This is a genomic window from Mesorhizobium sp. B1-1-1 (genome assembly GCF_006442955.1).
Lineage (GTDB): Bacteria > Pseudomonadota > Alphaproteobacteria > Rhizobiales > Rhizobiaceae > Mesorhizobium.
The window spans coordinates 245,696-267,979 of sequence record NZ_VFWW01000011.1 but is presented as its reverse complement, the minus strand read 5'-3'; the positions used below and the strand labels follow the sequence as shown (position 1 = coordinate 267,979).

Sequence of the window (22,284 nt, the reverse complement as noted above, 5' to 3'; positions counted from 1 at the left end):
GCGAACCTCAACGCGGTTTGGACCTGCGCATGGGCGTCACTGCTTGGGCGGGCTTTGCATCATCGGCAAGATCGACTTTGAAGTGCCCCGCGGCCCGCGAGATAAGGGCTGCGATATCGTCGATGGCTTTCTGAAGTTTTTCCCTGTCAGGCGCACGAGGTATCTGGCCCGAAGGCAATGTATATCTGAAAGTGGTGGCATAAGCCTCCAGCCAAACGAGTGATCCCAACGCCGTTTTCTCGGCGTGGTCGTCCGGAAAGCGTCTTAGAATCTTGTCGAGTTGGTGTGCATCATGACGTTCGATGTGAATGGCCTCCGACGTCGCCAGCGCCCTGATGATCTGCTCAACGGCCTGTTGGCTGAGATAAGCGGCGTTGCGAGACCCTGTTGCGACCAGAATACGCGCATCACTCATACAGCCGTTCGCCAACCGAAGCGCGCTGGCGATAGTCCACTGATCAGACATCTAATCGACGTCCGTCCCGAGCGATGTCATACGCGATCGTATTTCGCGAATCCCAACTTGCAGCCAAAGCGCCCGATGTCGTGGAAAGGATTGTCGCCGGAATTCCGATTTCGTGCTGAATGGTCCAGCCAATGAGTGGGTCGAGAAGTTCTGGTCTGGCATCATCTGGCAAAGCCACGAGGATATCCCAGTCGCTGTCAGGTCGATTGTCGCCGCGTGCTCGGCTTCCAAACAGCCAAATAGAATCGGGATTCATGCGGATCCTGATTTCATCGATCAGCGGCCTGATCTCGATCGGCACCGGAAGATGCTTTGAGGACGAGTGGCTCATGCGCGAAACATAATACCATTCTTTTGCGCCGACAACGCAATGGCATCAAGCCCGCCCAAAGGGGCTAAGCGGCGGCAATCGCCAGCGCATGGCCGCGCGCATTTTCACGCAACGCAGCGAGATGGATCGACTTGATCAGCGCGGCGAGATCGCCTTCCGCGGACTGTCCGCCCAATTCCTTCAGCATCAGCCAGCTGACTTCCTGCACGCCGGCGACGCGCTTGCCGTTGGCGACCTCTCGCCAGATTTTCAGCGCGCGCAAGATGACCGCGTGCGTGGCGGCAGCCAGGCCGGCACTGCGGAACAGCGCCTGCAAGGCCACGTCGTGTCCGCCGGCCAGCAGCGCCCTCACTCTTTGGGCGGACTGCTGGCTGAGCGCGACCAGCGCCGAGCCGAAGAAGTCGACCTTGCCATGCGCGATGGTGCGAATGAGGAAGCTCGCGGTGAGATCGCCGCGTAGCCTGAGATGCTCGATCAGTGCTGCATGTTCTTCCTGGCGCGTGCCCTCGATCAGCGTCACGCAGGCCTTAACGCAGGCGTCGCGCATGACGCGGTCGGCCCGGGCGGCTCCCATCAAGGCCATGACCAGCGGCGAGGTCTTTAGCATCTCACCGAGCTTGACGAGCAGCATGTGCCGGCAGTCGGCAGGCAGGCGTGCATCCGATATAAGCGCCTCGCGCACCAGCGGCAGATGGCCGTGGCGCTCGGCCATGCGGCGGAAACTCAACGAAGCGATATCGGCGCCGCTGTTGGCCAAAAGCACGGCGCAGGCCTCCGCCTCGCCGATCTCTGCGATAGCCGCCGACAGCGCCATCGAGACCAATGGCCGATCGGCGATCAGTTTTTGCGTCGCCTTCGGACCTGAAGCCACGCGATTGATCAGGTCTGCGTCGGTAAGCAGTGGCGATCGCGTCAGCACGACGCCGGCGACTTCCGGCTGGTCGGAAGCAAGCGCGCTGATGATCTGGGGCGGTGCGTGATGGCTCATGGACAGCGGCTCGGCCATCGCCAGCCGTACCTTCGACGATGCGTCGTCGAGCAGCAAGGTCAGCGCCGCCTCGGCGGCGCAGCGATCCTCGAACGGCAATTCCGCGTCGACATAGGCGCGGGCGAGCGCGCTTGCCGCCGCGGCGCGCTCCGATACCCTGGCCGTGTAGATCCATTTCAGGAAATGCGAGACAACAACCATACCGCCTGCTTCGCCCCTTGCCGGAAGGTTTCCGACCCCGTGCCGAACGTTAGGCCGAATTGGTTTATGAAGCGTTCACCATGTTCGTTAACTGGCTTGCGAGCGCTGGATGCAGCGCCTATCAACCGTCCAGCAGCGGAGGAGAATGAAATGGCTGGGCTTTATCTCGAGGAGTTCGTCGTCGGCCATGTCTTCCAGCACACGCTGCGCAAGACTGTCACCGAAAGCGACAACATGCTGTTCTCGGTGATGACGCTGAACCCGCAGCCGCTGCATATCGACTTCGATTTCGCCGCCAAGAGCGAATGGGGCAAGCCGCTGGTCAACTCGCTGTTCACGCTCGGCCTGATGATCGGCATTTCGGTTAACGACATCACCGTCGGTACGACGGTCGCCAATCTCGGCATGAAGGAAACGGTGTTTCCGCATCCGGTCTTCCATGGCGACACCATCCGCGTCGAGACCACTGTCGTCTCGGTGCGCGAATCCAGGTCGAAGCCCGATCGCGGCATCGTCGAGTTCGAACATCGGGCCTATAACCAGAACGGCGACCTCGTCGCCAAATGCACGAGACAGGCCATGATGCTGAAGAAGGTAGCCTGATGCGTTCGCTGCTGTTCGTTCCCGGCGATTCCGAGAGGAAGCTGGAGAAGGGCTTTGGCGCCGGCGCAGACGTGGTCATTGTCGACCTCGAGGATTCGGTGGCGCCCCAAAACAAGGCATCGGCGCGAATGACCGCGGCGCGCTTCATCGCCAGCCACAGGGCGAAAACAAGGTCGGCAATCTACGTCAGGGTCAACGACCTTTCGACGGGATTGACGGACGACGATCTTGCGGCGCTTATCCCGGCAAAACCCGACGGCGTCATGCTGCCCAAATCGGCTGGCGGCCAGGATGTCCAGCACCTCTCGGCAAAGCTCAGGCTGCGCGAAGCGGAGAACGGCCTGGCCGACGGCGCGACAAAAATCCTGCCGATCATTACCGAAACACCGGCGGCCGTGCAGGCGGCGGCGAGCTACGCCGGGGCAAGCGCGCGACTTGCCGGGCTGACCTGGGGCGCGGAAGACCTGTCGGCGGCGATCGGCGCGCGCAACACCCGCGACCAACATGGCCGTTACACCGAAATATTCCGCTTCGCTCGCGCCATGACCATTCTCGCCGCCGGCGCGGCGGAAGTCGCGGCGATCGACACCGTCTTCCCGAATTTCCGCGATATGGCGGCCTTCGAGGCCGAATGCAGGGAGGCCGAACGTGACGGCTTCACCGGCAAGATGGCGATCCACCCTGATCAGGTGCCGGTCATAAACGCCGCCTTCACGCCCTCGGTGGAAGCGGTGCAACAGTCGGCGGCAATTGTCGCGGCATTCCAGGCGGCGGGAAATCCCGGCGTCGTCGGCATCGACGGCAAGATGTATGACCGGCCGCATCTGCGGCTGGCCGAGCGGCTTCTGGCACGCGCCCGGGCAGCCGGAATCTCCGCCTGACCGCTACCAGACCAGCGGGATCAGGCGGTAGCGGACATGGGCCGCATAGTCGTCATAGCCGCGCAGGCCGGTGCGAAGCGTTTTTTCCTCGATGAATGTGCGGATGGCCAAGAGAACGATGAACACGACGACCAGTGCCAGCCCCCACCAGGAGCCGAGCAGGAGAGCCGTGCCGGCAAAGAAGAGGATGGCGCCGGCATACATGGGATGGCGCACATAGCTATAGGGACCCGTTGTGATCACTTGCTGTCCGCGCTCGGCCTGGATCTTCACGACGGGCGCCGCGAAGCTGTTCTCCAGCATCGTCAGATAGCTGATCCATAGTCCGACCAGCAGAACCAGCGCACCGATCACCTGTACCCAGACCGGAACGACGGACCAGCCGAAGCGGTAGTCGAAACCCATGAAGGTCAGCCAGGCAAATATGCCGAGCAGGAGTATGCTCAACAGAACCTTGTCGGCCGCGGTCTGGTCCTTCTGGATGGGAGAGCTCAGCCGTTCGTTCATCAGCCCGGGATCGCGCCGGGCCAGCGTCACGCCAAGGGTCAGGCTCAGCCCGATCATCACCGCCAGATATACCCAGGCTCCCGGCCAGGTCAGCGTACCCGCTGTCAGGAAAAGCAGCGCGCCCATGGCGCCGAACCACACGAACGTCTGGAGGATCAATCTCGAGACCATGATCAACCTTCCATGATATTTGCCGTCGGCATTTACCAGCAACAGACTACCGCCGACCCTCAGCGGACTATCGCCCATCCCGCGCCTGGACGAAACGGTCCTGGTGTGCAGAAGGTTTCGTCATGCCGCGTCATCAAGCTCAGGGCGCGTCGTGATGACGGCTCGCCGTCAGGAAAGCACAGTGACTGGGCCCCCTTGCGGGCTAATCCTTGCCCCAACGCGGCCGGCGCATCGAAAACACTTCGTTGACGCTGGCATAATCCATGTAGCCGAGGCGAGCGACATTGCCGGCCTTGCTGATATCGAACAGGCCGTCTTTCAGGCAGGCATCGTCAATATGCACGCCGATCACTTCGCCGGCCACGACGACGGCGCTGGTCGGCGTTCCGTCCAGGGCCTTTGGCCGGAACACTTCGGTCACCTTGCATTCGAGTGCGGCGGGTGCGGCCGCCACGCGCGGCGGCGCGACAAGACGCGACGGCGCCATGGCGAGATCGGCATAAACGAACTCGTTGACGCCGCGCGGCGCGTCGACCGACGTCCGGTTCATCTTCTCGGCGAGATCGCGGCCGACCAGATTGGCGACGAACTCGCCGGTCTCCTGGGCGAAGGAGGCGCTGTCCTTCTCGCCCTCGGAGGAAAACCAGACGATGAAGGGCCTTGTCGAAACGGCATTGAAGAAGGAATAGGGCGCGAGGTTGATCTCGCCGGCCCCGTTCAGGGTCGAGATCCAGCCGATCGGGCGCGGCGCCACGATCGCCTTCGACGGATCGTGCGGCAGTCCGTGCCCCTTTGACGGCTCGTAGAACACTTAGCCCGCCCAGGGCCCGGCATAGTCCGCATAAAGCTTTGCCGGATCGGGGCGCGGCCGCTCCGGCGCCGGGCCGCCATAGGAGCCGATATGGACGAAGCCGATGACGCGCTCTTGCGGCGCCAGCCCCAGGATCGCCCTGCCTTCCGGCACGTCCGAATACCAGTTGCTGATCATGTTGGTGCCATAGCCCAGTGCGTTGGCAGCAATCATCAGGTTCATCGCCGCCATGCCGCCGGACAGGAACATCTCCCATTGCGGGATTTTTGGATTTTCCTTCGGCACCGACACCACGCCGATGACCAGCGGCGCGCGCGAGAAGCGCGCCAGCTCCTGGTTGCGGCGGCCATCCGGTAAAGGTCCCTCCCGCTGTTCGGCAAGGGCCGCCAGCTTCCTGCCGATTTCGATGCGGGCATCACCGCGATAAAGAATGAAGCGCCAGGGCTCGAGCCGGCCATGATCGGGCACGCGCGTGGCCGCGGCGATCATCGTGGCGATCTCGGCGTCGCCGGGCGCGGGCTCCTTCAAGTCCGGTATCGGCGCTGAATTGCGGGTCAGCAGGAAGTCGATGATCGGGGACGCCATGGGCGCAAGTCTCCTAAGTTCGATTTTGAGCTGAAGCGCGCCATGGGAATGCGGGGCGGCTCGGGCATCGACGCGGGCGCGCCAGGCTGGAGAGTCGTATCCGTCGGACTCTTAAGCCTTGAAATTGCCACCGCCATGGGCTTCAACGCAAGGCATGTTTGAGGGGGCTTTGCGTCTTTTCCTGATCTGGGTCTGCACCCTGCTGCTCATGGCGCCGGTTTCCGTTGCCGTGGCACAGAACGTGGATGGCGTCAGCGACCTGAAGCTTCCCGGAATTTCGAGCTACGCGACGCCGAAAGGCGAGACATCGCTGGCGCTTGGTGGCGGCGGCGCCATCACCTTGTCCGCGCAATTGACCGACAAGGGAGGCGATATCACTCGCGGTATCGTCTGGCGCGTCTTCAAGCCGGAGGCCGTCAACGGCAAATTGCCGATGGTGGCTTCCGCCCATGGCGGCACGGCGGTCTTCCAGCTCGAACCCGGCAGCTATCTGGTTCACGCTTCCTACGGCCGGGCCGGTGCCACCAAGCGCATCACTGTCGGCAAGGACGCCAAACGCGAGAGCCTCGTGCTCGATGCCGGCGGCCTGAAGCTCGACGCCGTTCTTTCCGGAGGGGCGCGCATCCCGCCAAAGAAGTTGCGCTTTTCGATCTATGAGGGCAATGCCGAACCCAATGGCGATCGCGCGCTGATCATTCCCGACGTCGAGCCCAACAGCGTCGTGCGTCTCAATGCCGGCATCTACCACGTGGTCTCGACCTATGGCGCGGTCAATGCCGTCATCCGCTCCGACATCCGCGTCGAGGCCGGCAAGCTGACCGAAGCCACCGTCGAGCATCACGCCGCCGAGATTACCTTGAAGCTGGTGCGTGAAGCGGGCGGCGAAGCGATCGCCGACACGTCGTGGTCGCTGCTCAACGAATCTGGCGATCCGATCAAGGAAACCGTCGGCGCCTTCGCCTCCATGGTGCTGGCCGAAGGCGACTACACCATCATCGCCAAGAACCGCGACCGGATCTACCAGAAGGATTTCACTGTCGTGGCCGGACAGAACCAGGAAATCGAGGTTCTCGCGACGGAAGCAGCCGCGATGGATCCGGAAGAAGGCGCGGATTAGTCAATTCCGGAAAGCCTCGAGCCGCTTTCCCTTCGGATCTCCACGAAATGGACCTACGCCGCCAGCTTGGCTCGTGCCGGCAGGAATGGAATCCGGCGGCGAGGAACCGGCGGCGCCAGATCGAAGACGCCTCTATAGAGGCGCTCGAGCAGCGCCTTGCGGTCGCGCACGGGCTCCAGTTCGTTCCAGTTCAGCACATCGCCGACACGCACGTCGATCGACTTGCCGGAAAGCCGGGCGAACTCGTGGATAAGCAGCGAAATGCGCAGCGTCAGCGATGCCTTGCCGACGAACTTCGCCACGCGCCCGTCGCGCTCGGCCATGTTCATGGGGCCGCTGACCAGATGGAACAGCCTGCCGTTCTGGCCGGAGAAATGCATCGGCACTACGGAAGCCTTGGCATCCTGCACGAGACGGGCCGGAAACATCTTCCATGGCAGATCGCGTGCCTGGCCAAAACCTTTCGGCGCGGTGGCGACGCCGCCGGCCGGAAACACCACGATGGTGACACGTTCTTTCAAGAGCCGCACAGCCTCGTGACGCACCGCCATGTTGTTCTTCAGAGCGTCCTTGGTCTCGGAAAAGTCGATCGGCAGCGAGTAGGGCTCCATCTCGCTGATCTTGAGCAGATCCTTGTGGATCATGACCCGGAACGGCCGCCCAAGCTGCTCGGCCAGCGACAGCACGGCAATCCCGTCGCCGATGCCAAAGGGATGATTGGCGACGATCACCAGCGGCGTGTCAGGCAGGGTCTGCGGCGGCCATTGGTCGGGGGTTCGCACCCGCACATCGATCAATTCGAGCATGCGGCTGAACACGCGCTCGCCGGACGGGACCACCTGGCGGCGCCAAAAATCATAAAGCGCTGCAAAACGGTCGCGTCCGGACAGGCCTTCGATGGAATGGATGACCCACCGCGTCAGCGCTGGCTGTCGGGGATTAGCATAGGAAAGCTCGGGAAACGGTTTTTCACGCAATTTCAGCTTGAGCATGAGGGCTTGTTACAAGACTGCCGTGACAGGGATGTGAAAATGGAGGGATGTGAAGACGGTGCGATATGGAAATGGCGGTGGACTGCTCCACCGCCATTCCGCTTGAAATACTACCGGGTCAGGCCGCAGGTTTGCGTCGGCGATCGGGCGTGATCGCTTCTTCGGTCAGCTGCGCGACCGCTTGGGCGAGACCCAGCGACTCCTGATCGCGCGATCCGAGCCGGCGCATGTTGACCGTCTGCTCTTCCGCCTCGCGCTTGCCGCAGACGAGGATGACCGGAACCTTGGCTAGGCTGTGCTCACGGACCTTATAGTTGATCTTCTCGTTGCGCAGATCCGCCTCGGCGGACAAGCCCGCGGCTTTCAGCTTCGCCACCACTTCGTTCGCATAGCCGTCGGCGTCCGAAGTGATCGTCGCCACCACCACCTGCAGCGGCGCGAACCACAGCGGGAAATGGCCGGAATAGTTCTCGATCAGGATGCCGAGGAAGCGCTCCATCGAGCCGCAGATGGCACGGTGCACCATGACAGGCTGTTTCTTCTCGGAATCCGAGCCGATGTAGAAGGCACCGAAACGCTCCGGCAGGTTGAAGTCGACCTGCGTGGTGCCGCATTGCCATTCGCGGCCGATGGCATCCTTCAGCACATATTCGAACTTCGGCCCGTAGAAGGCGCCCTCGCCAGGATTGATCGAGGTCTTGATGCGGTTGCCCGATCGCGTCCTGATCGTCTCCAGCACGCCGCTCATGATCGCTTCGGCGTGATCCCAGGCTTCGTCGGTGCCGACGCGCTTGTCCGGCCGGGTCGACAGCTTCACGCTGATTTCGTCGAAGCCGAAATCGGCATAGGTCGACAGAATCAGATCGTTGATACGCAGGCACTCCGACGCCAGTTGCTCCTCGGTGCAGAAAATATGCGCGTCATCCTGCGTGAAACCGCGCACGCGCATCAGCCCGTGTAGCGCGCCCGACGGCTCATAGCGATGCACATTGCCGAATTCCGCAAGCTTTACCGGCAGGTCGCGATAGGATTTCAACCCGTGCTTGAATATCTGCACATGGCCAGGACAGTTCATCGGCTTCAGCGCGAACACGCGGTCGTCATCGGTGTCGTCGCCGGCAACCGTGACCTTGAACATGGCGTCGCGGTACCAGCCCCAATGGCCCGACGTCTCCCACAGGCTCTTGTCGAGCACCTGCGGTGCGTTGACCTCCTGGTAGCCCTGCTCGTCGAGGCGGCGGCGCATGTAGTTGACCAGGTTCTGGAACATCTTCCAGCCCTTGGCATGCCAGAAGACGACACCGGGCCCCTCTTCCTGGAAATGGAACAAATCCATCTCGCGGCCGAGCTTCCTGTGGTCGCGCTTTTCGGCTTCCTCCAGCATTGTCTGGTAGGCGTCGAGCTGCGCCTGATCAGCCCACGCCGTGCCGTAGATGCGCGTCAGCATCGGGTTGTTCGAATCTCCGCGCCAATAGGCGCCCGCCACCTTCATCAGCTTGAAGGCATTGCCGATCTGCCCGGTCGAGGCCATATGCGGACCGCGGCAAAGGTCGAACCAGTCGCCTTGCGCGTAGATCTTGAGATCCTGATCGTCAGGAATGGCGTCGATCAGTTCCAGCTTGTAGCGCTCGCCCTTGTCGGCAAAGACCTTTTTGGCCTTGTCGCGCGACCAGACTTCCTTCGTGAACGGCTTGTTGCGCGCAATGATCTCGCGCATCTTCTTCTCGATCACCGGGAAGTCGTCCGGAGTGAACGGCTCGTTGCGGGCGAAGTCGTAGTAGAATCCGTTCTCGATCACCGGCCCGATGGTCACCTGCGTTCCCGGCCATATCTCCTGCACGGCCTCCGCCAGCACATGTGCCGCGTCATGGCGGATGAGTTCCAGCGCGCGCGGATCGTCGCGGGTGATGATCTCGATCTTGCCGGACTTGCCGAGCGGATCGGAGAGATCGCGCACGGTACCGTCGATGGCATAGGCCACGGCCTTCTTGGCCAGCGACTTGGAGATCGATTCGGCAAGGCCTGCACCGGTCATCGCCGCATCGTAGTCGCGCACGGAGCCATCGGGAAATGTCAGGGAAACGGCATTCAGCATCAGGTATTCTCCTATCCAGTCCCGCAAACGAGCGCGGGTGGTGAAATGCAGGTCGTCAGCCGTTCGAGGCTGCGGCCTGCCAGATAGCCGGAGGCGTCCGGCGGCGGCAGTCTTTTATGGGCAGATGCCGCCGCCGTAAAGCCTCGGCTATTTAATCAGCAGCGGCAGGTCCTTCAGGAAGGCCGCGCGCGTCGCGAGCCCCTTCGGCATATCGCTCCGCTTCGTATCGACGACGAGCCGGGCAAACACGATCTGGCGGCCGTTTTTCTGCGCCCAGCCGACGAACCAGCCGAGTGAACGCCTGTCCTTGCCGCCCTCGCCGACCCTGGTGCTGCCCGTCTTGCCCTGGACGGTCCAGTCGCCGGCCTTGAAGCTGGGTAGGATGGCTTTCGTCATGTCGTGAGCCTTGGCCGAGACCGGCATCTTGCCGGCGAGGAGCTTACGCAGGAAATCGACCTGCTCGACCGGCGTGATCTTGAGCGAGGAGTTCACCCAGGAATGAGTCAGGCCGTCATTCTTGCCGGGATCGCCGGAAACGTCCGCATTGCCATAGCCGAACTTCGAGACGTAGCCGGCAAAGCTCTCCGGTCCAAGCCGGCGGGTGATCTCGCGTGAATACCACAGCACCGAGTCCCGCTCCCAGATCATCGGATCGACGGTCTTGTGGTCCCGCTTGACCGCCTTGAATTCAGGTTTGTAGTCCCAGCTCGGCGTGTGCTCGTCGCTTAGTATGCCGGCATCGTAACCGATCAGCGACAGCGGCACCTTGAACGTCGAGGCCGGGCTGAACCGCTGATCGCAGACGCCGTTTTGGTAAAGCGTCTTGCCGCTCTGCGCATCGGCGATCAGCGTGCATTGCACATCCCCGAGCGGCGCCGACTGCGCGCGCATCGGAAATCCCAGAAGCCAGGCAAGCAGGAACAGGACTCCGGCAAGGATGAAGGGAAGACGGTCGACATTGCGCATTGGATGCTCGCTCCAGAGGGGGTTCGGCGAGCGGCTTAGCGAGGTCTCTTGTCTCGATTTTGTCTCAAATTCGCAGTTATTGTGCAGGCTGCCGTTAACCCTACCAGATCGTAAACGGTTGCCTTGAAGAACTGACCGGCAGTCAGCTTCGCGCCTCGTCGTGGTTGCCGCCGATCCGCCAATATCGCCACGGCGTAAACCAGACATACCGATCCGCCAGAACCTCCGGAACAAGGTCGACGCCATGGGTGCCGATTGGTCCGCAGCGCAGAACCCTGAAAAATCCCATCCAGCCGCCGGCCCAAAGGCCATGGCGGGCGATCGCCTCATGCGCGTATTCCGAGCAGGTCGGCAGGTGACGGCAGGAATTGCCGATGAAGCTGGACAGCGTCAGTTGATAGAGGCGCACCAGCGACGTGCCCAACACCCGGCCGGGGGTCTTGCGCCACGGGCCGGACCAGTTGCGGCCTTGCCGCGGCGGCCCGGCTGTATGTGTATGCCCATGCTGGTCGCCCACTGCGATCTCCGTCTTTCCACACGATAGATGTGGGCTTCATCGGGAGAACGCAATCCCGCCCCTGCTTGCTGAGCTTTCACGGGCGGAAGCGGCGAAGTGGCTGCCGATCAGCCGGCAGTGCCCATCGGCGGGGGCTAGACTGCTCTTCGTGGTGCTTCCGACGGGTCCTTTCGTCACGCCACTGATAGGTTGCAATCCGCATCACATCGCCAAAAATCTCTAGCAACTGGACCATGGCCGTATCTCCTTGACGACGAGTAGACCGCCGCTGGCCTTCGCCTTCAAACGAGTATAATTTCCACTTCGGATAATCCTGGGTTATGCGAATGAAGCGTGGGCGATTGCCGCTGACGGCCTTGAGGAGCTTTGAAGCAGCCGGGCGGCACCTGAGTTTCAGCAGGGCGGCCGAGGAGCTTTTCGTCTCGCAGGCAGCGATCAGCCGGCAGATCCGCGAGCTCGAGATCTTTCTGCGCCGGCCCCTGTTCGAACGTCACCATCGCCGCGTCGAACTGACCGATGCGGGCCGCCGGCTGCTCAGTCAGCTGGTCAGGAGTTTCGACGCCATCGACGCCCTGCTTTCCGAGTTGGTGGCGGCTCCCGCGCAGACAGTGGTTCGCGTCAGCGTCGAGCCGTCTCTGGCATCGGTATGGCTGGTGCCGCGGCTCAACCGTTTTCGCCAATTGCGGCCCGACATCGACGTCGCGCTCGAAGTCGATCCAAGGCTGATTGAGTTTCGCGGCGACCAGCCTGAACTTGCGTTACGCTTCAGTGCGCATGCTGCCTCGTGGCCGCGCAGCGAGGCCGAGCAGCTTGCCTCGACGGTCGATTCACCGGTTCTGTCGCCGGCGCTGCTTGCCGCGGGGCCTCCCCTCGACAAGCCGGCCGACCTTGGCCGCTATACGCTGTTGCATGAGGAAAACCGACAGGGTTGGGCGCGCTGGTTTGAGGCGGCTGGTGTGCCTGCCGACGCCGTGCCCGCGCGCGGTCCCATGCTGGCGGATGCATCGCTTTCGAAGCAGGCCGCCCTGCTCGGACACGGCGTGGCGCTGGGCGATCTCCTGCAGATCGGCGAAGAGCTCGCCTCCGGCACGTTGGTCAAGCCGTTCGACATCGACGTCGCGTCCGGCGCCTATTGGCTGGTGGCCAGAAGCCTGCGCGATCTCCCCGAGCCAGCCGCCGCGTTCGCCGACTGGGTGAGAAGCGAATTCGCCGAAAGCAGACGGCCCCGATAGGCCGCCAAAGGGGCTATCAGGCGGCTTCTTCGGCGCGCTTCTTCTCGATCTGACCGATCGCGTCGACCACCGCGTCGAAGGTCAACATGGTCGAGGCATGGCGCGCCTTGTAGTCGCGCACCGGTTCCAGATATTTGAGATCGGCGAAGCGGCCTTCCGGCGGCGCTCCGTTCTCTTTCAGCATTTTCAGCATGGTCTCGCGCACCGCGCGCAATTCGTCGGCCGTAGCGCCAACCACATGCTGCGCCATGATGGAGGACGAGGCCTGGCCGAGCGCGCAGGCCTTCACGTCATGTGCGAAATCGGTAACCACGCCGTCCGCCATATTGAGATCGACGGTAACGGTAGAGCCGCACAATTTGGAATGTGCCCTCGCGCTGGCGTCGGGATGATCGAGCCGGCCGATCCGTGTGATATTTCCGGCAAAACCGAGAATTTTCGCATTGTAGACGTCGTTGATCATTATTTTCCGGTCCGTCGCCGCCAAGCGAACAGCGTTTGCCGCTGACGCGTCTTTCTTTCGCTCGTCATGACCATATATAATGCTGGCAGTCCGGTATCGACAAGGCGACGAAAAGCCCACGTCTTTGCCGCAGTTTGCTCACGCCGCTTACGGGGCTGGAAACCGGGCGAGTTTCCGACGCCGAAAGGTCGTGGTCCGTTCAACTCGTTCCTCCTGAGAGAGGGACTACGGGAGACGCCTTTATGGATGCCGTTATCAAGAAGTTCATGCCCCAGTCGGCCTACATGGAAAAGCCCGTCACCGACCGGCCGAGCGAGGCCGAGGTCGAGGCTGCGGTACGCACGCTTTTGCGCTGGACCGGCGACAACCCCGATCGCGAAGGGCTGGTCGACACGCCCAAGCGGGTGGCCAAGGCCTATCGGGAAATGTTCGGCGGCTACGACATGTGCCCGGCCGAAGAGCTTGGCCGCACCTTCGAGGAAGTGGCTGGTTACGACGACCTTGTCATCGTCAAGGACATCCAGTTCCATTCGCATTGCGAACATCACATGGTGCCGATCATCGGCAAGGCCCATGTCGGCTATCTGCCGGACGGCAAGGTCGTCGGCCTGTCCAAGATCGCGCGCGTGGTCGATATCTTCGCCCATCGCCTGCAGACCCAGGAAGCCATGACCGCGCAGATCGCCGGCGTCATTCAGGATGTGCTCAATCCGCGCGGCGTTGCCGTGATGATCGAGGCCGAGCACATGTGCATGGCCATGCGCGGCATCCGCAAGCAGGGCTCCACGACGCTGACCTCGACCTTCACCGGCGTGTTCAAGGATACTCCCGAAGAACAGGTTCGTTTCGTCACCATGGTGCGTGGCGGTGGGGTGTAAGCCGCCTCGCCCGGCATCGCCGGACCATGATTCCGAAAGTGGCTACCGGTTTTCGGATAATCATGGTCAAACAGGAAGATAGCCCGGCGATGTCGGCACTGGAATTTCCGAAGGCTCCCTCAGACAAGAAAGCGCTGGAAGAAGGCGCGGTGTTTTCACCGCGCTTCGATGCCGCCGGCCTGGTCACCGTCGTCGTCACCGATGCGGCAGACGGCATGCTTTTGATGGTCGCGCACATGAATGCGCAGGCTCTGGCGTTGACGCTTGAAACAGGTATCGCCCACTACTGGTCGCGTTCGCGCAATGCGCTGTGGAAGAAGGGCGAAACGTCAGGCAATCTCCAGCATGTCATCGAGGTGCTCACGGATTGTGACCAGGACGCCATATGGTTGCGCGTCAAAGTGCTAGGCCACGACGCAACTTGTCACACAGGCCGGCGTTCCTGCTTCTATCGGACGGTGGGGCTGATCGACGGCAAGGCGATGCTTGCCGACGATGGCAGCGAGCCCTTGTTTGATGCGGAAAAAACGTATCGGAAGCTCCCGTGAATGACCAGCTTGAACCTTTTGCCCGCAGCCAACCACATAGATTCACCATTTCGATACGGCCCGCCTATATATTAGCTGTGGGACAAGGGAGATCATGATGCTCGAGTGGGCGTCATTGCGTAACAGAGCGGACGTACGAGAGGCGAATGGTCCCGCTTCGTCCGGCGGCGCGTCCGAAACAACATCACCAAAGAAAACTGGCATCTCGCTTGCACTGGGCGGCGGTTGCGCAAGAGGCTGGGCGCATATCGGCGTGCTGCGCGCGCTCGATGAAGCCGGCATCGAGGTTTCGATGATTGCCGGCACCTCGATCGGCGCGCTGGTCGGCGGCTGTTACCTCGCCGGAAAACTGGACGAGTTGGAAGAGTTCGCCCGCAGCCTGACCAGGCGGCGCATCTTCGGCCTGCTCGATCTAAACCTGCGCGGCAGCGGTCTGTTCGGCGGCATGAAGCTGGATGCTCGCCTGCGTGAGCATGTGGCCGGCATTCGCTTTGAGGATTTGTCCAAGCCGTTCGTCGCGGTCGCTTCCGAAATCCGCACCGGCCATGAGATCTGGCTGTCGAACGGCTCGCTGATAACAGCCATGCGCGCTTCCTATGCCTTGCCTGGCGTGTTCGAGCCGGTGACTTGCAATGGCCGCGTGTTGGTCGACGGAGCTTTGGTCAATCCGGTGCCGGTGTCGGTCTGCCGTGCCTATGAGCAGCCGCTGGTTGTCGCGGTCAACCTTCATTACGACCTGTTCGGCCGTGCCGCCGTCATCAAGCATAGCGCCGGCGAACTGGTCGTCGAGAACGATGCACCGCGCAGTGGCCAATTCGACCCGGAGCACCGGGCGCATCAGACGCGGCTTGGCATCACCGGCGTCATGGTCGAGGCCTTCAACATCATCCAGGACCGAATCTCGCGCGCCAGGCTTGCCGGCGATCCGCCGGACATGTCGCTGCAGCCCAAGCTCAGCCACATCGGTCTGACCGAATTCCACCGCGCCGATGAGGCGATCCAGATCGGCTATAGGGCAACGATGGCACAGATCGGCGAACTGACCCGGCTTCAGACGGTTCTCGCCTGATCAAAGACGCATCAGGCGCGTGCCGCGTCGACGATGCGGAACTGCACGCTGCGATTGCCGTTCCAGTAATTGCCCGACAATGAGCCGGCGACGTGGATCGTCTTACCGCGGTTCTTGAACAGGAAGTCGCCGAGCACGGTGTCGACGGCACGAAAGGCGATCGCCTGGATGCGACCGCCACTGCCCGACTGGAGGTCGGCGCGGATGTGGTTGGTGCCGACCAGCCGGGCGTCGGCCAGCCGATGGCGAGGCAGCGCGAAAACAGGCGCGACATGCCCTGCACCGAACGGGCCGGCCTTTTCCAGCGCATCCAGCAAGGCCAGCGTCGCACCCTCGGCGGCAAGCGCGCCGTCGATCGCCAGGCTTTCCTCGTCTTGCAATCGGAACACGTCGGCTGCTGCGCGCTCCTCGAAAAATGCCCTGAGCTCGCCGAGCCGCGTGCGCTCGACGGTAATGCCGGCTGCCATGCCATGGCCGCCGCCCTTGACGATCAGCCCGGCATCTGCGGCTTCGCGCACCAGCCGGCCGAGATCGAAGCCCGACACCGAGCGACCTGAACCGGTGCCGGTGCCGGTGGCGTTGAAGGCGATGGCGAAGGCCGGCCGTCGGGCATGGTCCTTGAGCCTGGAGGCAAGCAGGCCGACGATGCCGGGATGCCAGTTGGTGCTAGCGGTAACGACGATGGCCGGCCCGCTGCCGCCGGCAAGCTCGGCATCGGCCTCGGCACGCGCCGCGGCCAGCATCTCGTGTTCCATCAGCTGCCGCTCCTGGTTGAGCCGATCGAGCGTCTCGGCGATGGTGCGGGCCTCGACCGGATCGTCGGTCGCAAGCAGCCGGCTGCCGAGGGCGGCGTCGCCGATGCGCCCGCCGGCGTTTATGCGCGGTCCGATCAGGTAGGCCAGATGGAAGGTGCTGAGCGGCTCGCCGACGCGCGAGACCCGCGCCAGCGCAGACATTCCCTCGTTCTTCTGCTGGCGCGCCACTTGCAAGCCCTTGACGACGAAGGCACGGTTGACGCCGGTGAGCGGCACCACATCGCAGACCGTGGCCAGCGCCACGAGATCGAGCAGCGAGAGCAGGTCCGGCGGCGTGGCGTCGGCCAGCCGGCCGCGCAGGACCTTGGCCGTCTGCACCAGCGCGAGAAAAACCACTCCGGCGGCGCAGAGATGGCCCTGCCCGGAAAGGTCGTCGTCGCGGTTGGGGTTGACCACCGCGTGTGCCGCCGGCAAGGCGCCGCCGACCTGGTGATGGTCGAGCACCACGACATCGGCACCGGCGGCATTGGCCGCGTCGATGGAAGCCGCGCTGTTGGTGCCGCAATCGACGGTGACGATCAGCGTCGCGCCGCGCGAGACGAGCTCGCGCATGGCTTCGGGATTGGGACCGTAACCCTCGAAGATACGATCGGGAATGTAGATTTCCGACGATATCGAGAAATGCGCGAGGAAGCGTTTGAGCAAGGCCGACGAGGCGGCGCCATCGACATCGTAGTCGCCGAAGATCGCCACCTTCTCCCGGGCCATCACCGCGGCGGCTATTCGAATGGCCGCCTTGTCCATGTCAGTCAGCGAAGCCGGGTCCGGCAGCAGGTCGCGGATCGTCGGGTCGAGAAAGCGCTCCGCCTGTTCCGCCGTCACGCCACGTCCGGCAAGCACGCGCGCGACGATATCGGGCACGCCGTGCCCCTGTGCGATGGCAAGCGCGACCATGTCCTGCCGCTCGGTCAGCCGATGTTCCCAGGAAACACCGGTGGCCGACTGTCGGACATCGAGAAAAAGGCGTCTCTCGCCCGTCATGCGAGGCGACGTTTGCGGATGATCATTGCCCACAATATGCGACGGCCAGTCAGGAATGCATCAAAACTTTTCCAGGTCCTGATGCCGGGCCTTGATCTCGCGCACGGTGCGCGACGACGAGCGCAGCACGATCGTGTGCGTTGTGATGTAGTTGCGGCCGAACTTGACGCCTGCCAGCATGTTGCCGTCGGTGACGCCGGTGGCCGCGAACAACACATCGCCGCGCGCCATGTCCTCGGCCCGGTAGACCCGCTTCGGGTCGGCAATACCCATCTTGCCGGCGCGGGCGACCTTTTCGGGCGTGTCGAGGATCAAGCGGCCCTGCATCTGGCCACCCGTGCAGCGCAGCGCCGCGGCGGCCAGCACCCCCTCCGGCGCGCCGCCAATGCCGAGATAGATGTCGATGCCGGTTTCCTCGGGATCGGTGGTGTGGATGACACCGGCGACGTCGCCATCGCCGATCAGCCGGATTGCCGCCCCGGTGGCGCGCACGGCGTCGATCAGCTTGCCGTGGCGCGGACGGTCGAGGATGCAAGCGGTAACGTCGGACACCGCGACGCCCTTGGCCTTTGCCAGGCTGGCTATGTTTTCGGCCGGCGAGGCATCGATGTCGATGACGCCCTCGGCAAAGCCCGGGCCGATGGCAATCTTGTCCATGTAGACGTCGGGCGCGAACAGCAGGCTGCCCTTCTCGGCGATGGCGATCACGGCCAGCGCGTTGGGCAGGTTCTTGGCGCAGATCGTGGTGCCTTCCAGCGGGTCGAGCGCAATGTCGACCGCCGGGCCTTTGCCGGTGCCGACCTCCTCTCCGATATAGAGCATCGGCGCCTCGTCCCGCTCGCCTTCGCCGATCACCACCGTGCCCTTGATGGCGAGGCGATTGAGCTCCTGGCGCATGGCGTCCACCGCGACCTGGTCGGCGGCCTTTTCGTCACCGCGTCCGCGCAGCCTGGCGGCCGCGACGGCGGCGCGCTCGGTGACGCGTACCAGTTCCATGGTGAGTATCCGGTCAAGTCCGGCGATAATGTTGTGGGCCACGTTCATCAGGTCGATCCTCGTTCGCATGCCGCCTCCCGCCGGAGGCGCGCCTCTTGTGTCAAACGAGCATGACAACGGCAAGACCTCTCGAAGGTTTTCTCGAAAAGCCTGCAATATCAATCGATTAAACTATGGATAGCACGATTCCGGCGAACTTGGGCCGCTTTCAAAGTAGGTATCGAGATCTAAAACACGGCCAGATATTTCAATAGCGAAACGATGCCGATGGTGATGACGATGATCTGCGCGATCTGCCGCATCCTGGCATCCAGCGGCAATCGCTGAATGAGATAAAGCACCAGAATGATCACGAGGAACGTGATCAGAATACCGATCAGGACGGAAGAAGCCATGGTGCTCCCCTGGAAATTGCTCGATGGACAGGTAAGCTGGCAAACCCGGTTCGGTCGTTACCGGATCAATACCAGCGGCGCTGGGTGTCATTCATCGATTGGCCAACGGCGAGGCCGGCCAGAAAACCCAGCAGCCCGATGACGCCGACCACAGCCGTCGTCGTGCCCGGATTTTCCCGCGCGACCTCCGAGACCGCCTGCGCCTGGCTGCGCAACTGCTGAGCCGTTCGCGACGCACGGCTCGCCGCGCTGTCGTAGACATCGGATGCCTGAGCCGAGGCCTCGTCAACCAGTTCCGCACCTCGCTCCGAAAGGCTCTTGTTGATCCTGGTGATCTCCTTGCGCAGATCGGCGATCTGCTTTTCGAGCGTCTTTTGGATGTCGTCGATCTGGGGGGTGTCGGATTTCGATGTTTCGGCCATTGGCATTCCCTCGGTTTGCACCTCGGGAGAACGGCGCTGGCCGGGATTGGTTCCGGCGAGCCAGGCAGCGGCATCGGCCGCAACAGTATCGTCGCAGCAATCCAGTGGTACACGACGGAAGGAAATATCTATCCTGCCCGTTCGATCCGGATGACCTGCGGCTTGTCGGTCAGGTGGCCATCCTTGGTGATACCGTCCACGGCCTTGCGCACCGCGGCTTCGGTGGTCTCGTGGGTGACGAGGATCACCGTCTTTTGCGCCGCCGCTTCGCCGCTGATCGCGTGCTGGACGATCGATTCCAGCGAGATATCGTTGTCGGCCATGCGCTTGGCGATGGCCGCGAACACGCCAATGCGGTCATGCACGGTCAGCCGGATGAAATAGCCGCCGGCATGGCTGCGCATCTGCGCCTTCTTGTAAGGCTTCAATTCCCTCGCCGGCCTGCCGAAGACCGGGCCGTGCTGGAAGCCGGGACGGCTCTTTGCTATATCGGCGATGTCGCCGATGACGGCCGAGGCGGTGGCATTGCCGCCGGCGCCGGGGCCGGAGAGCAGCAGTTCGCCGAGGATGTCGGTTTCGATCGCCACCGCATTGATGACGCCGTGGACCTGCGCGATCACCGAGGCCGTCGGCACCATGGTCGGATGCACGCGCTGCTCGATGCCGCTCTCGGTGCGCTGGGCAACGCCAAGCAGCTTGATCCGGTAGCCGAGATCGCCGGCCGCACGGATATCGGCCTGGGTGATGTTCGAGATGCCTTCCATGTAGATGTCGTTGGCGGCGATCTTGGTGCCGAAGGCCAGGCTGGTCAGGATCGACAGCTTGTGCGCGGTGTCATGGCCTTCGATGTCGAAGGTCGGGTCGGCCTCGGCATAGCCCAGCCGCTGCGCGTCCTTGAGGCAGGCGTCGAACGAGATGCCTTCGGCCTCCATCCGGGTCAGGATATAGTTGCAGGTACCGTTGAGAATACCGAAGACGCGGGTGACCGAGTTGCCGGCCATCGCCTCGCGCATCGTCTTGATAACCGGAATGCCGCCCGCCACCGCGGCCTCATAGTTGAGCAGCACGCCCTTCTTCTCGGCGATCTCGGCCAGTACGACACCATGTTTGGCCAGCAGCGCCTTGTTCGCGGTAACGACATGGCGGCCGGCTTCGAGCGCCGCCCTGACCGCCGCGAACGCCGGCCCCTCGTCGCCGCCGATCAGCTCGACGAAAACGTCGATCTCGGCGGCCTGCGCCATCTTGACCGGATCGTCGAACCATTTCGCGGCATTGAGATCGACGCCGCGGTCGCGCTTGGGATCACGCGCCGAAACCGCCGACACGACGATGTCGCGCCCACACTGCCGTGTCAGCTCCGCCACCTTGTCGCGCAGCACGCGCGCCACCGAGGCGCCGACTGTGCCGAGGCCGGCAATTCCAACACGCAGAGCTTCAGCCATGGCCGGCGATGTCCCCCGAAAGATCAAACGAAATTGTGTGCGGAAAGCTTACCGATGGGCGGAAAGCGGCACGACATTGTTGGGTTGTTTGGCACTGGTCGCCAGGAAGCGCTTGATGTTGCGCGCCGCCTGCCGGATCCGGTGCTCGTTCTCGACCAGCGCGACACGCACGAAATCATCGCCATGTTCGCCGAAGCCGACGCCTGGCGCCACCGCAACGTCGGCATGTTCGATGAGCAGCTTGGAGAATTCGAGCGAGCCGAGATGGCGGAACGGCTCGGGAATCGGCGCCCAGGCGAACATGGACGCAGCCGGAGCCGGAATGGTCCAGCCCGCGCGGCCGAAGGCATCCACCATCACGTCGCGCCGCTTGTGGTAGATGTCGCGCACTTCGGCGATGTCGGCGCCATCGCCGTTGAGGGCGTGTGCGGCCGCCACCTGGATCGGGGTGAACGCACCGTAATCGAGATAGGATTTCACCCGGGTCAGCGCCGAGATAAGCCGCTCGTTGCCGACCGCAAAGCCCATGCGCCAGCCGGGCATGGAGAAGGTCTTCGACATGGAGGTGAACTCGACGCAAACGTCGATCGCGCCCGGCACCTGCAGCACCGAAGGCGGCGGATTGCCGTCGAAATAGATCTCCGAATAGGCAAGGTCCGACAGGATGATGATGTCGTTCTTCTTCGCGAACGCCACCACGTCCTTGTAAAAATCGAGCGAGGCGACCAGCGCCGTCGGGTTCGACGGGTAGTTGAGGATCAGCGCCAGCGGCTTCGGAATCGAATGGCGGATGCCGCGCTCGACCGCCGGGATGAAACCGTCATCGGGTTCCACCTGCAGCGACCGGATGACGCCGCCCGACATGATGAAGCCGAAAGCATGGATCGGGTAGGTTGGATTCGGGCACAGGATCACGTCGCCAGGGGCGGTGATCGCCTGCGCCATGTTGGCGAAGCCCTCTTTCGAACCCAGCGTTGCCACCACTTGCGTATCGGGATCAAGCTTCACGCCGAAGCGGCGCTGATAGTAAGCGGCCTGGGCGCGGCGCAGGCCCGGAATGCCGCGCGAGGAGGAATAGCGATGGGTGCGCGGATCGCGCACCACTTCGCACAATTTGTCGACGATTGCCTTGGGCGTCGGCAGGTCCGGATTGCCCATGCCGAGGTCGATGATGTCGGCGCCGCGCGAGCGGGCGCTGGCCTTGAGCCGGTTGACCTGCTCGAAGACATAGGGCGGAAGCCGGCGGACCTTGTGAAACTCTTCCATGGCAGTTCCAGACATCACTTGGCGTTTGGCAAGGCGCGCCGTGTCGGCAAGTGCCTTGGGCGCGCGCTATATACTTATTTGCAGGTAGGGTCGAGGGTGGGGTCGCATTTGCCTTCGATCTGCTTCAGCGTCTGCGCGCCATGCTTGCTGGCCAGGTCCGTCAGCGCCGCCTGATTGGTGACGTTGGGGGCGCCGCCATTGGCTGCCTGCGCGCTTTCGTCCCCCTTCAATTCCGCGAGCCTGGCATTCCTCTCGGCATCGGTGAACTGTTTGGCCGCTACTTTCGGCGGGATGTTCAGGTTCGGAAAGGTGCCGGTATCCTTCGGTCCCGCTGATGTGGCGATGGGCACCGGGCCGCTGGTATTGGTGCTCGAGCAGGCCCCAAGGCACAGCAGGGCAATTGCCGCACCGATGCGGCAAAAACGACCGGCGCCGAAAAAAACAGTCTCGCCAATGTTAATCGTCATATTGTTTCCTTGGCAGCCGGGGTAGAGCGAGGTTGGACCCAGTCGGATGTCCCATGGTAATATGTCAAGAAAACGCTTC

The 22,284-nt window shown here is 62.9% G+C and carries 25 protein-coding genes; 7 read left to right on the top strand and 18 right to left on the bottom strand.

The window, feature by feature from the left end:
• Window positions 1-7: 7 nt before the first annotated feature.
• From FJ986_RS23745 to FJ986_RS23735, 3 genes are all read right to left on the bottom strand, one after another.
• On the bottom strand, window positions 8-466 hold the full coding sequence (locus FJ986_RS23745; protein WP_140495841.1) for a HEPN domain-containing protein: 459 nt from the start codon (window positions 464-466) through the stop codon (window positions 8-10).
• The gene (locus tag FJ986_RS23740) at window positions 459-767 is read right to left on the bottom strand and encodes a nucleotidyltransferase domain-containing protein (RefSeq protein WP_224646996.1); all 309 of its coding nucleotides are present in this window, start codon (window positions 765-767) and stop codon (window positions 459-461) included. Before FJ986_RS23740 ends, FJ986_RS23745 begins: the two co-directional genes overlap by 8 nt.
• Before the next feature lie 94 nt (window positions 768-861).
• Window positions 862-1,986 carry a DUF2336 domain-containing protein gene (locus FJ986_RS23735; protein ID WP_140495839.1) on the bottom strand — a complete coding sequence of 375 codons (1,125 nt, stop codon included), beginning with the start codon at window positions 1,984-1,986 and terminating at the stop codon, window positions 862-864.
• Window positions 1,987-2,136: 150 nt separating this feature from the next.
• On the opposite strand from FJ986_RS23735, the gene FJ986_RS23730 reads away from it, so the two are divergent.
• Window positions 2,137-2,589, top strand: coding sequence for a MaoC family dehydratase (locus FJ986_RS23730; RefSeq protein WP_140623417.1), 453 nt, complete (start codon window positions 2,137-2,139; stop codon window positions 2,587-2,589).
• Window positions 2,589-3,470 (top strand): CoA ester lyase, encoded by an 882-nt coding sequence (locus FJ986_RS23725; RefSeq protein ID WP_140675956.1) that lies wholly within the window; start codon window positions 2,589-2,591, stop codon window positions 3,468-3,470. The genes FJ986_RS23730 and FJ986_RS23725 overlap by 1 nt, the downstream gene beginning before the upstream one ends.
• 3 nt (window positions 3,471-3,473) lie before the next feature.
• Here FJ986_RS23725 and FJ986_RS23720 read toward each other — a convergent pair whose 3' ends face one another.
• The 3 genes from FJ986_RS23720 to FJ986_RS23710 form a co-directional block, all read right to left on the bottom strand.
• Window positions 3,474-4,148, bottom strand: coding sequence for an isoprenylcysteine carboxylmethyltransferase family protein (locus FJ986_RS23720; RefSeq protein ID WP_140564052.1), 675 nt, complete (start codon window positions 4,146-4,148; stop codon window positions 3,474-3,476).
• A gap of 202 nt (window positions 4,149-4,350) precedes the next feature.
• Window positions 4,351-4,959: a flavin reductase family protein gene (locus FJ986_RS23715; RefSeq protein ID WP_140675953.1), complete on the bottom strand. Its 609-nt coding sequence runs from the start codon at window positions 4,957-4,959 to the stop codon at window positions 4,351-4,353.
• Complete coding sequence (locus tag FJ986_RS23710; protein WP_140495834.1) at window positions 4,960-5,544, bottom strand: nitroreductase; 585 nt, start codon at window positions 5,542-5,544, stop codon at window positions 4,960-4,962.
• Between the two features lie 154 nt (window positions 5,545-5,698).
• On the opposite strand from FJ986_RS23710, the gene FJ986_RS23705 reads away from it, so the two are divergent.
• On the top strand, window positions 5,699-6,661 hold the full coding sequence (locus FJ986_RS23705) for a hypothetical protein (RefSeq protein WP_140517047.1): 963 nt from the start codon (window positions 5,699-5,701) through the stop codon (window positions 6,659-6,661).
• A gap of 53 nt (window positions 6,662-6,714) precedes the next feature.
• Here the strand turns inward: FJ986_RS23705 and FJ986_RS23700 are convergent, their stop codons facing one another.
• From FJ986_RS23700 to yidD, 4 genes are all read right to left on the bottom strand, one after another.
• A complete protein-coding gene (locus FJ986_RS23700; protein ID WP_140517049.1) occupies window positions 6,715-7,653 on the bottom strand; it encodes a GNAT family N-acetyltransferase in 939 nt (312 codons plus the stop codon).
• A 118-nt stretch (window positions 7,654-7,771) separates the two neighbouring features.
• Window positions 7,772-9,748: a threonine--tRNA ligase gene (gene thrS, locus FJ986_RS23695; RefSeq protein ID WP_140520999.1), complete on the bottom strand. Its 1,977-nt coding sequence runs from the start codon at window positions 9,746-9,748 to the stop codon at window positions 7,772-7,774.
• 147 nt (window positions 9,749-9,895) lie between these two features.
• Window positions 9,896-10,714 carry a class D beta-lactamase gene (gene blaOXA, locus FJ986_RS23690; protein ID WP_140495830.1) on the bottom strand — a complete coding sequence of 273 codons (819 nt, stop codon included), beginning with the start codon at window positions 10,712-10,714 and terminating at the stop codon, window positions 9,896-9,898.
• Between the two features lie 142 nt (window positions 10,715-10,856).
• Window positions 10,857-11,231, bottom strand: a complete 375-nt coding sequence (gene yidD / locus FJ986_RS23685; protein ID WP_140675951.1) for a membrane protein insertion efficiency factor YidD — start codon at window positions 11,229-11,231, stop codon at window positions 10,857-10,859.
• A 326-nt stretch (window positions 11,232-11,557) separates the two neighbouring features.
• Between yidD and FJ986_RS23680 the strand changes: the two genes are divergently transcribed.
• Entirely contained in the window at window positions 11,558-12,463 is a 906-nt protein-coding gene (locus tag FJ986_RS23680) for a LysR substrate-binding domain-containing protein (protein ID WP_140675948.1), read from the top strand.
• Window positions 12,464-12,479: 16 nt separating this feature from the next.
• Here FJ986_RS23680 and FJ986_RS23675 read toward each other — a convergent pair whose 3' ends face one another.
• On the bottom strand, window positions 12,480-12,926 hold the full coding sequence (locus tag FJ986_RS23675) for an iron-sulfur cluster assembly scaffold protein (protein ID WP_140495827.1): 447 nt from the start codon (window positions 12,924-12,926) through the stop codon (window positions 12,480-12,482).
• A gap of 242 nt (window positions 12,927-13,168) precedes the next feature.
• Here FJ986_RS23675 and folE point away from each other — a divergent pair, with 242 nt between their 5' ends.
• From folE to FJ986_RS23660, 3 genes are all read left to right on the top strand, one after another.
• A complete protein-coding gene (gene folE / locus FJ986_RS23670; RefSeq protein ID WP_140517057.1) occupies window positions 13,169-13,804 on the top strand; it encodes a GTP cyclohydrolase I FolE in 636 nt (211 codons plus the stop codon).
• An 89-nt stretch (window positions 13,805-13,893) separates the two neighbouring features.
• Entirely contained in the window at window positions 13,894-14,352 is a 459-nt protein-coding gene (hisI, locus tag FJ986_RS23665) for a phosphoribosyl-AMP cyclohydrolase (protein ID WP_140675987.1), read from the top strand.
• Window positions 14,353-14,449: 97 nt separating this feature from the next.
• Window positions 14,450-15,421: a patatin family protein gene (locus tag FJ986_RS23660; protein WP_140517059.1), complete on the top strand. Its 972-nt coding sequence runs from the start codon at window positions 14,450-14,452 to the stop codon at window positions 15,419-15,421.
• 11 nt (window positions 15,422-15,432) lie between these two features.
• On the opposite strand, the gene recJ is transcribed toward FJ986_RS23660, so the two are convergent.
• From recJ to FJ986_RS23625, 7 genes are all read right to left on the bottom strand, one after another.
• Window positions 15,433-17,217 (bottom strand): single-stranded-DNA-specific exonuclease RecJ, encoded by a 1,785-nt coding sequence (recJ, locus tag FJ986_RS23655; protein WP_140517061.1) that lies wholly within the window; start codon window positions 17,215-17,217, stop codon window positions 15,433-15,435.
• Between the two features lie 60 nt (window positions 17,218-17,277).
• Window positions 17,278-18,261, bottom strand: coding sequence for a class II fructose-bisphosphatase (gene glpX, locus FJ986_RS23650; RefSeq protein WP_140675984.1), 984 nt, complete (start codon window positions 18,259-18,261; stop codon window positions 17,278-17,280).
• A gap of 179 nt (window positions 18,262-18,440) precedes the next feature.
• Window positions 18,441-18,608 (bottom strand): Thivi_2564 family membrane protein, encoded by a 168-nt coding sequence (locus tag FJ986_RS23645; RefSeq protein WP_140675945.1) that lies wholly within the window; start codon window positions 18,606-18,608, stop codon window positions 18,441-18,443.
• 65 nt (window positions 18,609-18,673) lie between these two features.
• On the bottom strand, window positions 18,674-19,030 hold the full coding sequence (locus FJ986_RS23640; RefSeq protein ID WP_140517065.1) for a hypothetical protein: 357 nt from the start codon (window positions 19,028-19,030) through the stop codon (window positions 18,674-18,676).
• 128 nt (window positions 19,031-19,158) lie between these two features.
• Entirely contained in the window at window positions 19,159-20,472 is a 1,314-nt protein-coding gene (locus FJ986_RS23635; RefSeq protein ID WP_140675942.1) for a homoserine dehydrogenase, read from the bottom strand.
• Between the two features lie 48 nt (window positions 20,473-20,520).
• Entirely contained in the window at window positions 20,521-21,738 is a 1,218-nt protein-coding gene (locus tag FJ986_RS23630; protein ID WP_140495820.1) for an LL-diaminopimelate aminotransferase, read from the bottom strand.
• A gap of 74 nt (window positions 21,739-21,812) precedes the next feature.
• On the bottom strand, window positions 21,813-22,205 hold the full coding sequence (locus tag FJ986_RS23625; RefSeq protein WP_140495819.1) for a hypothetical protein: 393 nt from the start codon (window positions 22,203-22,205) through the stop codon (window positions 21,813-21,815).
• Between the last annotated feature and the right edge of the window lie 79 nt (window positions 22,206-22,284).

Excerpts from the sequence above, each read along its gene's own strand:
- FJ986_RS23745 (WP_140495841.1), bottom strand. The coding sequence starts at position 466 with ATGTCTGATCAGTGGACTATCGCCAGCGCGCTTCGGTTGGCGAACGGC.
- FJ986_RS23735 (WP_140495839.1), bottom strand. The coding sequence starts at position 1,986 with ATGGTTGTTGTCTCGCATTTCCTGAAATGGATCTACACGGCCAGGGTA.
- FJ986_RS23730 (WP_140623417.1), top strand. The coding sequence starts at position 2,137 with ATGGCTGGGCTTTATCTCGAGGAGTTCGTCGTCGGCCATGTCTTCCAG.
- FJ986_RS23725 (WP_140675956.1), top strand. The coding sequence starts at position 2,589 with ATGCGTTCGCTGCTGTTCGTTCCCGGCGATTCCGAGAGGAAGCTGGAG.
- FJ986_RS23720 (WP_140564052.1), bottom strand. The coding sequence starts at position 4,148 with ATGGTCTCGAGATTGATCCTCCAGACGTTCGTGTGGTTCGGCGCCATG.
- FJ986_RS23710 (WP_140495834.1), bottom strand. The coding sequence starts at position 5,544 with ATGGCGTCCCCGATCATCGACTTCCTGCTGACCCGCAATTCAGCGCCG.
- FJ986_RS23705 (WP_140517047.1), top strand. The coding sequence starts at position 5,699 with ATGTTTGAGGGGGCTTTGCGTCTTTTCCTGATCTGGGTCTGCACCCTG.
- FJ986_RS23700 (WP_140517049.1), bottom strand. The coding sequence starts at position 7,653 with ATGCTCAAGCTGAAATTGCGTGAAAAACCGTTTCCCGAGCTTTCCTAT.
- thrS (WP_140520999.1), bottom strand. The coding sequence starts at position 9,748 with ATGCTGAATGCCGTTTCCCTGACATTTCCCGATGGCTCCGTGCGCGAC.
- blaOXA (WP_140495830.1), bottom strand. The coding sequence starts at position 10,714 with ATGCGCAATGTCGACCGTCTTCCCTTCATCCTTGCCGGAGTCCTGTTC.
- FJ986_RS23680 (WP_140675948.1), top strand. The coding sequence starts at position 11,558 with ATGAAGCGTGGGCGATTGCCGCTGACGGCCTTGAGGAGCTTTGAAGCA.
- FJ986_RS23675 (WP_140495827.1), bottom strand. The coding sequence starts at position 12,926 with ATGATCAACGACGTCTACAATGCGAAAATTCTCGGTTTTGCCGGAAAT.
- folE (WP_140517057.1), top strand. The coding sequence starts at position 13,169 with ATGGATGCCGTTATCAAGAAGTTCATGCCCCAGTCGGCCTACATGGAA.
- hisI (WP_140675987.1), top strand. The coding sequence starts at position 13,894 with ATGTCGGCACTGGAATTTCCGAAGGCTCCCTCAGACAAGAAAGCGCTG.
- FJ986_RS23660 (WP_140517059.1), top strand. The coding sequence starts at position 14,450 with ATGCTCGAGTGGGCGTCATTGCGTAACAGAGCGGACGTACGAGAGGCG.
- recJ (WP_140517061.1), bottom strand. The coding sequence starts at position 17,217 with ATGACGGGCGAGAGACGCCTTTTTCTCGATGTCCGACAGTCGGCCACC.
- glpX (WP_140675984.1), bottom strand. The coding sequence starts at position 18,261 with ATGAACGTGGCCCACAACATTATCGCCGGACTTGACCGGATACTCACC.
- FJ986_RS23645 (WP_140675945.1), bottom strand. The coding sequence starts at position 18,608 with ATGGCTTCTTCCGTCCTGATCGGTATTCTGATCACGTTCCTCGTGATC.
- FJ986_RS23640 (WP_140517065.1), bottom strand. The coding sequence starts at position 19,030 with ATGGCCGAAACATCGAAATCCGACACCCCCCAGATCGACGACATCCAA.
- FJ986_RS23635 (WP_140675942.1), bottom strand. The coding sequence starts at position 20,472 with ATGGCTGAAGCTCTGCGTGTTGGAATTGCCGGCCTCGGCACAGTCGGC.
- FJ986_RS23630 (WP_140495820.1), bottom strand. The coding sequence starts at position 21,738 with ATGGAAGAGTTTCACAAGGTCCGCCGGCTTCCGCCCTATGTCTTCGAG.
- FJ986_RS23625 (WP_140495819.1), bottom strand. The coding sequence starts at position 22,205 with ATGACGATTAACATTGGCGAGACTGTTTTTTTCGGCGCCGGTCGTTTT.